This is a genomic window from Arcicella sp. BE140 (assembly GCF_031456255.1).
GTDB classification, from domain to species: domain Bacteria; phylum Bacteroidota; class Bacteroidia; order Cytophagales; family Spirosomataceae; genus Arcicella; species Arcicella aquatica.
In genome coordinates, this window is record NZ_JAVDUE010000007.1 from 17,155 (window position 1) to 29,455 (window position 12,301).

Sequence of the window (12,301 nt, forward strand, 5' to 3'; positions counted from 1 at the left end):
TACATACCCTAATGCACAGATAAGCCAATTAAATAGTCTGCAATTGTCAATTGGCATGCGAATAAATAATTTCGAGCTGATTTGATGAAAACCTTTTGTTATTCCCTTTTGTATGACAAACTTTGTTGTAATTGTATTAAGAAGGTATCTGAACATTGTACTTAATCATGCCATACCTTTTTTAATATTGTTGAATTAAATACTTTTTTATGAAGTGGCATTTAAAATATATTTTTCTAGTAATTACCATCATACCAAGCGTCAGCTTGGCACAATCCAATACTGCTAAATTTCGATTTGAACACCTTACTGTAAATGACGGATTACCTCATAGTGATGCTATGTTTGTAGTTCAAGATAAATCAGGATTTATATGGATTGGCACCAATAATGGTATCAGCCGTTATGATGGTTATGAACTCAAGAAATACGATATGCCAGTGAATCCCGATAATGGATTACCTAGCAATCGTATCCATACTTTACATGTAGATGCAAAAGGTCGTTTATGGATTGGTGCCGAAAGTGCAGGCGTAAATTTGTTAGATGTAAAACACGACAAAGTAATTAATGTAACACAAAAAGCCAATCCTGCTATTAATCAAGATTTAATAAAACAACTTAGAGTAACCAATGTTGTTTCAATTGGGTCTGATTCATTAGGGCGTATTTGGGTAGGGACTAGTAGAAATGGAATATTTGTCCTCAAAGTAAATGATGATGACCAGCTTGAAAGTGTTCAGCACATTGTTATCAATCAAAAAGTAGCCTATAAAGTAGCAAGCATTATTTGTGATAAAGAAGGTTTCGTTTGGATTGCTACTCGTGCAGAAGGTCTTTGGTATGTTTCGCCCAAAGGATCAACGATTCGACGAGCGGCACTAGAAGGGAACTATATCAGAACAATACATATTGATTTTCATGGGAATTTATGGGTGGCTACTTACGACCAACTTTTATGGATTAGCAAAGCCAAAAGGCTAACCGCTAAAAGTAGTGAAACTATGATGGGAAACCTGTCACAGATTGAATGCATTTATCTTGACTCTTTCAATCAGCTTTGGGTTGGCACTAATTATGGTTTACATTTCTGGCCAGCAAAAACGCCTATACTTGCTAATACTATACCAATTGACATCGATAAGTCTACCACGTTTTTACCTTTAGATGGGGACCAATACAGTATCAATTCAGGGAGAGTTCACCAAGTTTTTGAAGACAATAATCAAAATATTTGGTTGGCAGCCTCGGCCGGGGGACTCAACAGGGTCAATTTGCGTAGAAAACCATTTTATAACTTACAGCGTCAGTTCTCGCAACATCCTACGTTGCCTAATAATTATATCAACTGTATTCATAAGGATGTTTTCAAAAACTGGCTTTGGATAGGTACTCGCAACGGGTTTTCGAGGTATGATTTTAACACAAGGACTTACCAGAACTTTTTGAGCAGAGACCTGCCTGCTGATGCAACAGGTGTAGATGTTTCTGCTTTTTATCAAAACAACGACGGTACTTTATGGGCTGGAACAAGGTATTTGGGTTTAATAAAACTCAATGGAGATAAGTCTGAACGATTTATACAAATAGATAAAGATTTAACCCTTTATAATACCAGTATAGAAAGCATCATCGAAGACCGTTTCGGCACTATTTGGCTGGCTACTTTTGAACTAGGACTTATACGTTTAAATAAAGAAGGGAAGTTATTAGAGCATTATTGGGGAGATAAAAATCCCTTAAAAACCAACGCATTCACTTTTCTGATGTATGATAAAACGAAGGATGTTCTATGGGCAAGTACACGAGACATAGGATTGTGGAAAATACAAGTGAAGCAAGAGGGTGTTAGTTTATTAAAACACTTTAGTTACGACCGGAATAATAAAAATAGCCTAAGTGGAAATTACGCATGGCCCACGCTGAAAGATAAATTAGGGAATGTGTGGGTAGGCACGATTGGGGCAGGATTAAACAAAATTTCGACAAATGCGGCAGGAGAAGACATTGTACAAAGAATAAACATACCCTATCCGAATATAGAAAGCTTACAGGATGATGCTGAGGGAAACTTATGGATAGGTGGCGATGGATTATTGCGTTATAATATACAAAAAGGGCAATGGTTACATTATGATGTAGGTGATGGCTTACAAAGTAATTCCTTTAAAGTAGGTGCTGCTACCAGAGATGCCGAAGGCTTATTGTACTTTGGGGGTATTAGAGGGCTTACTTATTTCAATCCAAAGGAAATTCGACCTAACGCCAATCCTTCAGTAGTACGGTTAACTAACTTTCGGATATATAATAAGCCTGTACAAGTAGGAGAAGAGATAAACGGGAGAGTAGTGCTTGAGAAGCCTTTGGAACAAACTCAAAGTATTACAGTAAAAGATAGAGAAAATGATTTCTCGATTGGATTCGTTGGACTGAATTATAATAACCCACAAAAAAATATTTATGCATATAGATTAAAAGGTTATAATAAAAACTGGGTTTATACGACTGCCAATCAGCGAACAGCAAGTTTTTCTAACCTTTCAGCTGGAGACTATGTATTGGAAATAAAAGCCTATAATGGTGAAGGACAATGGTCTAAAAAACCGGCTATTTTAAAAGTAATGGTATTGCCACCTTGGTACAAAACGTGGTGGGCTTATACGTTATATAGCCTTTTGATAGTATCAGCTTTTATCGTCTATCGTAGGGCTAGCTTAGCAAGGCAAGCCTTGAAAAATGCCATAGCTTTAGAAAAATTCAAGGCTGAAAAAGAGAAAGAAATCACAGACTTAAAGCTAAGCTTTTTTACGAATGTATCCCACGAGCTACGTACTCCTCTTACCCTAATTTTAGGGCCTATGGAAGAATTGGTATCCGTAGAATCTAAAATGAAGGATAAGGTCGTACTAATGCACCAACAAACACGGAAACTATTAGAACTGGTAAATCAATTATTAGAATTCAGGAAAGTAGAATCGGGACACGTTTCTCTGCGTGCAACCCAAGGAAATATCTTACATTTTATTCAAGAAATATTCTTGATTTTTAAATTAAAAGCAGATGAATGCTATTTTGATTATGCCATCAGCATGCCCCAAGAGCCAATCAATATGCATTTTGATTGGAGTAAGCTAGAAATCATCTTGACCAATTTATTGTCGAATTCCTTTAAATACACGCCCGAAGGTGGTAAAATAAGAATACAAGTATCTGTAATAGGCTCACCAGATGAGGGGGCGGTGTTTGAACAGAAAAAGCTGAAGGATAATTATTTAGAAATTAAAGTTCAGGATTGGGGTATAGGGATGAAGACTGATGAAGTTGATAAAATATTTGACCCTTATTTTCAGGCATCGCATACAGAAACCATGAAAATCATGGGAACTGGGATAGGTTTATCCCTAGTGAAACAATTTGTGGAAGCACATTCAGGAGAAGTATCTGTGCAAAGCCAAGTAGGAGAGGGCACAACCTTTCAGTTAAAACTACCTTTTGGGAAAGCACATTTAGCAATACATGAAATTCAAAATGAAGTGTTAGAGCCTCAAAAGGTTACAGTAAATACTAATCTTGTTGACATCGAGCGTCCAGAAGCAGAAAAAGTTTCGATAAAAATCCCAAATACCACTCGAATATTGATTGTAGAAGACAATGAAGAACTGCGTTTGTATTTGCAACAGCTTTGCGAAATAAATTATGAGGTTTTTACGGCAGTAGATGGTTTAGATGGGTGGGAAAAAACCCTACAACTATTACCTGATTTAGTAATTAGTGATGTAATGATGCCAAGGAGTGATGGGTTAGAACTATGTCGAAAAATCAAACAACATCCTAAAACTAGTCATATCCCTGTAATGCTCCTAACTGCAAGGGTGGCTGCAGTACATGAATTAGAAGGATTAGAGACTGGCGCAGATGAATACATGGCCAAGCCATTTAATCCGTTGATTTTTACAGCTAAAATTGTAACAATGCTTCAAAGCAGGTTGCAATTGAGGGAATATTATCAACGACAATTGTTGCTAGAACCTACGCAAGTAGACATTCCAGATGAAACCAAACAGCTTTTAGAGAAAGCAATGGCAATTATCGAGAATAATCTGAGTGATTCAGATTTTAATGTACAGATATTAGTAAGAGAGATGGGAATGAGCCAATCTGCCTTTTATCGACAAATTAAAGCCATTACGGGTCAATCGGTAGTAGAATTTATCCGTGATATTCGCCTGAAACGTGCAGCCCAACTACTTAGCTCAGGTAATTTGCGTGTTTCAGAAGTGGCTATGATGGTAGGAATAGAAGATATTAAATATTTCCGTAAGATGTTCCAAGGTATTTATAATATGCCTCCTTCCGAATATGCCAAACAACACCGCAGTAATAGTTAGTATAATATAGCTTAGTTCATTTGTAAAGTGAAAAAATACCGAGTTGAATGGTTAAATTTTTCGTTTCAAAAAATGAACTAAGCTAGAATACACCTATATAACGCTATTCCTAAAGATTCTCCCTCCTTTTTGACGAAAATCCCCCCTTATAATACTTCAATCTCTTCATAGTTTTGTACAATGCTAGTTATTTAAAAGGGAACAATTTATCCAATTATAAACAATGAGAATTTCTGCAAATGTATTGTTGTTGGCAGGGGCTATATTAGTAGGCTGTCAGACACAAAAAACAAGTGTTAGTACCAAGCAAAACGAATTTAAACCAGGGAGTATCTGGAATGATAACAATGGGGAAGTAATAAATGCACATGGTGGCGGGCTTTTGTACGTCAACAAAACATACTATTGGTATGGAGAAAAAAGAGGGACGACGGCATCTGAAGGAGTAGGCGTATATTCATCTAAGGACTTGTATAACTGGAAAAATGAAGGAGTAGCCTTGGCGAAATCTGATGACCCTGCCAGTGAAATTGCTGTTGGTGGTTTGATAGAACGCCCAAAGGTAATATACAATGCCAAAACCAAAAAGTATGTAATGTGGTTTCACCTAGAATTGCCTAAAAAGGGCTACAGCGCTGCCAGAGCAGGCGTAGCAATAAGTGATAAACCTACAGGTCCTTTTGTGTATTTAAAAAGCTTTCGTCCGAATGGACACATGTCAAGAGACATGACATTGTATGTGGATGACGATGCCACAGCTTACCATATTTATTCTGCCCGAGAAAATTATGACTTACGTATCACTAAGTTAACAGATGATTATCTTTCGGCTACTACCGAAGATACGCTTTTGTTCAGTAGTCACCGTGAAGCACCAGCAGTCTTTAAAAAAGATGGGACCTATTATTTAATTACGAGTGGTTGCACAGGTTGGGCACCTAATAAAGCAAGCTTGCACATTTCAAAATCGTTATTTGGTCCTTGGAAATTAATAGAAGACCCGATGAATGGACCATTGGCAGAAAAAACATTTAATGGGCAGTCAACGTATATTCTACCTATTGTAGGGAAAAAAGACTCTTTTATTTTTATGGCTGACAAATGGAATCCCAAAGACTTAAAAGACAGTAGATACCTTTGGTTACCGATACAGTTTAAAGAAGGAAAACCATTGATTACATGGCAAGATACTTGGAAACTGGACAGTTTTAACCAACAATAATCAATGAATTTTCTACCTCAAATCTCTAATATGATGAAGCATTTGTTTGCATTAATAATAGCATTATTATTTGTTTTTGATACTGTAGCCCAAGATATATCTATTCAAAAAAAATGGGCAAAAGATGGTTATAAACTAGCTTGGTCAGATGAATTTGATAAAAATGGTGAACCCAATTCAGTCAACTGGTCGTATGAAAAAGGGTTCGTTCGGAATCACGAATTGCAATGGTATCAACCACAAAATGCAACCTGTGAAAATGGATATTTGGTTATAGAAGCAAGACGTGAGCAAAGACCTAATCCTAATTATATAGAAGGCAGTAAAGATTGGAGAAAAAACCGCGCAATGATTGATTTTTCTTCAAGTTGTATGATTACCGCTGGCAAGAAATCTTGGCAATATGGACGTTTTGAAATGCGTGCTCGTATTGATATTAGTCAGGGAATATGGCCTGCTTGGTGGACTTTGGGAGTTGAGAAAGACTGGCCAGCCAACGGGGAAATAGACATTATGGAATTTTATCGAGGGAAATTACTTGCCAATATCGCTTGTTTGTCCGCCAACAAACGAACCGAATGGCATAGTAATACCTTCCCTGTCGACTCGCTAGGGGGTGCCAATTGGGCATCACAATTCCATGTATGGCGTATGGATTGGGAAAAAGACTTTATCGCTTTATATCTTGACGACCAATTATTGAATAAAGTATTGGTTAAAGATTTAGTCAATAAAGATGGCACAGGCTTTAACCCTTTTCAACAGCCACATTATATGTTGTTAGATTTAGCAATTGGGGGAGACAATGGGGGAGACCCATACAAAAGTACTTTCCCAAGTCGCTTTGAAGTGGATTATGTGAGAGTATATCAAAAAGAAAAGTAACAAAGAAAGCTACTTCTTCATCAGAAAATATTCATGAAGGAGTAGCTTTCTTGTTTTATAAAATAGAAGAATTAGCTCAAAGATTTTCTACAATATTCAATACATTTTTTTACTTCAGCGACAGAAGAAGAACCTTCAGGTATTTGATATTCCAATTCTACGGTAGCAGGAAAGGCATATTTCTGATTTTTCATCAGTGTTAATACTTCAGCAATAGGAGTATCGCCCTGTCCCCATACTACATTTCCTTTACCATGTGCAGGAGTTTGGCGATCTTTGATGTGCATACTAACAATTTTATCATGTTTGAGTTTGATAAAATCTAAAGGATTCTGATTACCTGCTGCCACAAAATGCCCTAAATCTATATTTAATGCATTGGCTGGCGACTGTGCTAGAGCAGTATCCCAAAAAGTTGGTGTTTGTTGTTCATGACCATGATAGCCTACCTTGATACCATATTTTTGGGCAATGGTTCCTAGTTTAAGTGTATGCGCATCATTACTTGGATGTTCAAGCGTCACTTGATTCGCTCCAAGTGCCTTGGCTGCTTTCATGCCATATTCAATATCAGCATCTGAGTTTTGCATGCCAAATGCATTAGGTTTAAAAGCATAAATTTTTACTCCTGCATCATTATACATCTTACGGACTTTCTCAAATTTATCCATAGATGCCGTAAGTCGCCATTGACTTACTTCTGCATTATATGCTTTTGTTTGTGCATCTATTTCAGCTAGTTTCTTTTGCTCATCTTCCGTTAGCTCTTTTTTCTCGCTCCTTTTTCTCATTAATGGAAAGGCCGAACGAAAATCAACTGGATTTTTAGGTTTCCCTGCAAATGTTTCTGCTGGGTCGCCCATTAATTCAATGGCACTTACACCCGAATCTAATACATATTGCAATGTCGCTTCCGCACTTTGGTCAGGCATATCTCTGAATGAATATGTAATTACACCAATCTGTACGCCATTAATGAATGAATTAGGTTTGTTCAAATGCTTAATGATAGCAGGTGCTCCCCAAATTTTGTTGCTCCCTAATATTGCTCCTGCTCCAATCATTGCAGTTGTTCCTAAGAATTGACGACGAGATACTGATAAATTGTTTTCTTTTTTCATGTTATGAAGTAGTTAAATACCATTAAATATTTTTATTGATAATTATATACAAAACTGTATTACTTATTGTCCATATACTTTCAATTGCCTCATCGACCATGGAATCTCATCTCCATCTTTCGCGATGCTCGTGTTTAGTTTCAGACGTAAAAATTTAGTCTTATTAGTATTCAACGAAATGATATTTTCGCCTTCATTACCTTTAATGGTTGCTATGTTTTCTTGCCAATTTGTCCCATCAGTAGATGTTTCAAGGGTATATTCTCTTGGATAAATTTGAATATAAGGAGGTATGGTATTAGGCTTATATTGCCAACCTTTTTTGATATTTGGTGGAGCGTTAAATCTTACTTCTGTCACATTAGTAGTCACAGGAAACTCAATTTGATACCACATTCCTTTTTCCTGTGTAATTCCTGTTGACCACCCTTCATAAGTAAAGGCACTTAATGGCGAAATATTTCCGCCAATGCGTGTAGATGAGGTATGGCTTGCGGTTATTTTTAATCCATCCTGAGGCAAAATTTCTTTAGGAATTTGTTTAAGTAGTTTATCAAATTGATACATTGTTTTTTGTCCTGCCGTTTTTGCTCGTATCAAAGCTACTTGCTGTGGACTAACCACGGAGGCATCATTTGATAACCCATTTCTGATGTACGAAACTACATCTGCTACCCATTCATCAGATTGGTCTTTCATACTTGCCATCACGCCAGCAGTATACGTTTTGCCATCAATTGAACCTTCCATTCCATGCAAAATTACCCTGATGGCATATTCTGGATGAGACTGAATACGAAGGGAACCTGCTAAGGCGGGAGCCATTAATTTACCTGCTCCTGCAGGTGTACCCATTCCATTATTACCATGACATTGCGAACATAATTCATTGTAAATCACTGCCCCTCTAGCTACAACTTCTTGATGTTCTTTACTGAGGCTTGATGCACCAAAAGGTCCCATATTAGTAGATTTGGGAGGTGACATAATCTGCTTTCCTACTAATTTTACCCCTTCGGCTTTATTATTTTCCATCGCCAATTTTATAGCATTGTCTAAATCGGGCAATTTCAATACTTTAGCGGTCATCATTGCTTGTATTACTACATCAGTATTTGAGTCACTTAAGCTAGCAACATAACTTGCTTCCAGACTTTTATCTCCAGCTTTATAAAGGGTTTCGCTAGCACGCAATGCTTGAATCCGAATCCGAGGTGAGGGGTCTTTCAAGAGTTTTTGAACTACACTTGTTTTTAAAGCTCCCAATCCTTCTAATGTCCATAAAGCATGAATTCTTGCTAGTACATTTTTACTAGTGAGTGTCATTGTATTTAAAGCAGGCACTACAGAAAGGTCTTTTTTTAATACTAATAATTGTTGAGCAGCATCACGTCGCCAGCCGTTGGGGTGTTCCAAATGTTTTACTAATAACGCTGATGCTTCGTTCAACATTTTAGGTTGGTTCTTATCTCGCTCCTTCCCATCATACGTAATGCGCCAAATTCTACCCAAGCCTATTACTTTATCTAATTGATATTGTTCAATTTTTGTTCGTAAATAAGACCCTCTTTGAGTCCACTGCCCTTCTTGAATAATGCCATGATACATATCTACAATGTACATCGTACCGTCGGGAGCGGTTGCCATGTCAACAGGTCTGAAGAGGGGGTCTGTAGAACGAATGAATTCAGATTTTTGCTCTTGATACACATTGTGTAGCGTAGTGAGTCCCTCAGTAACTACTGGATTGATTTGTCTTACTATTCTTGCCACAGGCTCACCATAAAAATATTGCCCTTTGATATTTTCTGGAAGGCGGTCGCCACGGAAAATATCATTACCAGCCGAACCTGTTACCCTGTTCAACGAGCCATCTGGTTGTCTGATTTCGTCCATTCCTCCTTGCATATCGGCTACTTTTACGGCAGCACCCCAAGGGACATCAAAGCCTTTTGCAAACTCATTAGGTACTTCAAAGTTACCATAATGAATAGGAAATTGGAAATACGAAGGCAAGCCACTTGCTCCGCCTTGAAACCACAATTTCCCATCGTCATCTTGCGTAACACCCCATTGAGCTCTGTTAAAACCAGTTTTTTCTCTAATTACACCATTGGGCGTTTCTCTTACACGGAAAGCATTTACAGTACTATACAACCAATTATCCATACCATAATACATAAAAGCTTGTTGATGTTCTACATTGCCAGAACGCCCGTATTTAGTCGTGAAAAGTTCTTTTTTATCCGCCTTACCATCGCCGTTAGTATCTGTGTATTTATAGACGTTGTCTGCATCAGATTCCATCGTCAGAATACAATCTTTACCATACGGCAATACAAAACGAGGAAAAATTAGATGGTCGATAAAAGTAGTGCCTGTTTCATAGATGCCATCGTTGTTTTTATCTTCCCACCTCGAAATCCTGCTAGTAGGTTCTAATTCATTTTTAGAGTCAGCATCCAACATATACGACCGTAATTCTAATACATACATCCTACCATTGCCATCAAAGGCAATTGCCCCTGGTTGTTGAATAGCAGGTTCTGTAAGAATAGGTTGAATATGGTAGCCAGGGGGCAAAAGAAAACGCGCGGCTTCATCTGTGGGTGAAAGAGGCTGTACAGGTTGCTTTGGTTCTAAATCAATACCCTTCCAGTTTTCATCGTTTGGGTCAACACCATCAGGAATTTTTACTTTGGGGAGACTATCTACTGGAAAAAGGGGATAAAGGTGTGCTAAGTATCTTGCCTGTTGAGGTTTAGCAATAATAAAAGAACACAAGGCTAATGCTAGCAAACCCAGCACTAAACCAACCTTAGTCTTTGATTTATAAGGAGATTGTTGGAAATGTTTTTTCATTTTTTATAGTAAAAATTGGATTAAATAAACATTTCTCAAATGTAATGACTTTGAGGGTAATTATGTAAACAAAAACGACAACTACCTTATAAGACCAGACAACTTACCCTATTTGAACGATAGATAGTATTGAGGAAAGAGTGATTGTTTTTTAAATAAAGGCTTGTTGTTTATCGAAGTAATAGGCAGTTATAAAACAAAACAGTAGCAACAAAATTGTTACTACTGTCTGAGATTCAATCAAAAATATTTTATCTAAAAATTACCATCCAATTCTATTTTGAAAGGAGCGAGGGGTAAATTTACCTCATTCACAATATTGCAGGATGGATTAGGTTTCCAAGCATATTTTATTTGAATAACCTGTATATACGTTGGTAATGTTATGACTATCTCTGTAGGAAGTATAGTTACTTTATCGTCTATATCAATAATAATTTCCTGTGTTCCTCCAAGGTTATAACCCTGCAAAACAAATCCTTTTGGTGATTGTCCATCGCTCGTTTTTAGGTTATTGGTATTGTTAAAATAAAGGTGAACAATATTACCTTTTTGTTCAAAGCGTGTTAGGGTTGGTCCTGTATGCATTATACGTTGATGATACGTTTTCGCCAAAGCTAATAATGATAAGCGTTCACCAACAACTTGTTTTTGAGTTGGGTGAACATCCAAAGAATCACCAGTATCAATCATAATTGCGATGCCTGAATTTTTTATCCGTTCACTCAATCTCATTTGGCTTTCTCTAAATGCTGGCCACTGACTACGATTAGCAATAGCAGGTAATTGAACAGTGTAAATAGGCAAATCTGCTTGTTGCCAAGCTCTACGCCAGTTTTTAACCAATGTTTCAAATAACACATCATGAATGGAAGGATGAGTCGCATTAGATTCACCCTGATACCAAATCACACCTTTGATGGCAAAAGGTATTAAAGGCTGAATGCCCTTTTTATACAAAAAAGAAGGAGCAAAAGGATGTAAGAAAGTTCGACTTGGGTTGCTATCATTCAACGTTTTTTGCAGATTTTCTTTGCTTCGCTCCAATACCCACGGATGAATTTCCTTGGCTGTTTCAAACCATTTCAAACCATTTTTTGAGCCAACAAATTGTTGTAACTGTGGGTGTGATGCCAAACTGACGGAATCGATAAATGCCTGAGTGGTAGTACCGCCAACGGCATTACAAATTAATCCAATGGGAACATTCAGTTTTTGATGAAGCGCTTTGCCAAAGTAATACCCCACCGCTGAAAATTTGGCCGCAGTTGATGGCGAGCAAACTTGCCAAGTAGTTGGTTCATAAAAAGAGCCTTTCTGTAATGCATCAAGCAGGCTATCACTAAATACTACATTTGCTAAAGGGCGAACTTTGTTTTGTGCCACCATGCTAAACAACCTAATTTGATTAAAATTAGCATTGGGTATTTCTTGCTTGGCATTGCTAGATTGTTCGAGCCGCCATTCCATGTTTGATTGTCCCGAGCAAAGCCAAACCTCACCAACTAATATATTCTTTAATAGGATAGTAGTATGTTTATCGCTAACCTTTAAGGTATACGGACCACCCGCTTTTACAGACGGCAGTCGCAGTTTCCATTGTCCATTATTATCCGAATAAGTGCTTTTTGTAATGTTATTAAAACTAACTTCTACCTTACAGTTTTTGCAAGAATTCCCCCAAACTGGTAGCTCCATGTTTTGTTGTAAAACCATATTATCCGTAAAAATAATAGGCAATTGTAATTGTGCTATTGAAGCATGACACAAACAATAAGCGACAAAAGAGAGGATGATAAAACGTTTTTTCATGTAAAAAATGA

Annotated in this window: 6 protein-coding genes; 3 read left to right on the forward strand and 3 right to left on the reverse strand. The window is 37.3% G+C overall.

Annotation, left to right across the window (positions count from 1 at the left end):
* Window positions 1-209: 209 nt before the first annotated feature.
* The 3 genes from J2Y60_RS11690 (at window position 210) to J2Y60_RS11700 (ending at window position 6,495) form a co-directional block, all read left to right on the forward strand.
* Window positions 210-4,388, forward strand: a complete 4,179-nt coding sequence (locus J2Y60_RS11690) for a two-component regulator propeller domain-containing protein (protein WP_309918489.1) — start codon at window positions 210-212, stop codon at window positions 4,386-4,388.
* Between the two features lie 223 nt (window positions 4,389-4,611).
* On the forward strand, window positions 4,612-5,610 hold the full coding sequence (locus J2Y60_RS11695; RefSeq protein ID WP_309918492.1) for a glycoside hydrolase family 43 protein: 999 nt from the start codon (window positions 4,612-4,614) through the stop codon (window positions 5,608-5,610).
* A gap of 3 nt (window positions 5,611-5,613) precedes the next feature.
* Window positions 5,614-6,495, forward strand: coding sequence for a glycoside hydrolase family 16 protein (locus tag J2Y60_RS11700; RefSeq protein ID WP_309918494.1), 882 nt, complete (start codon window positions 5,614-5,616; stop codon window positions 6,493-6,495).
* 71 nt (window positions 6,496-6,566) lie between these two features.
* Here J2Y60_RS11700 and J2Y60_RS11705 read toward each other — a convergent pair whose 3' ends face one another.
* The 3 genes from J2Y60_RS11705 to J2Y60_RS11715 all read right to left on the reverse strand — a co-directional run bounded on the left by J2Y60_RS11705 (window position 6,567) and on the right by J2Y60_RS11715 (window position 12,290).
* Window positions 6,567-7,616, reverse strand: coding sequence for a TIM barrel protein (locus tag J2Y60_RS11705; RefSeq protein ID WP_309918497.1), 1,050 nt, complete (start codon window positions 7,614-7,616; stop codon window positions 6,567-6,569).
* Window positions 7,617-7,679: 63 nt separating this feature from the next.
* Window positions 7,680-10,478 (reverse strand): c-type cytochrome, encoded by a 2,799-nt coding sequence (locus J2Y60_RS11710; protein ID WP_309918500.1) that lies wholly within the window; start codon window positions 10,476-10,478, stop codon window positions 7,680-7,682.
* 255 nt (window positions 10,479-10,733) lie between these two features.
* Window positions 10,734-12,290, reverse strand: a complete 1,557-nt coding sequence (locus tag J2Y60_RS11715; protein WP_309918503.1) for a sialate O-acetylesterase — start codon at window positions 12,288-12,290, stop codon at window positions 10,734-10,736.
* Window positions 12,291-12,301: the final 11 nt, after the last annotated feature.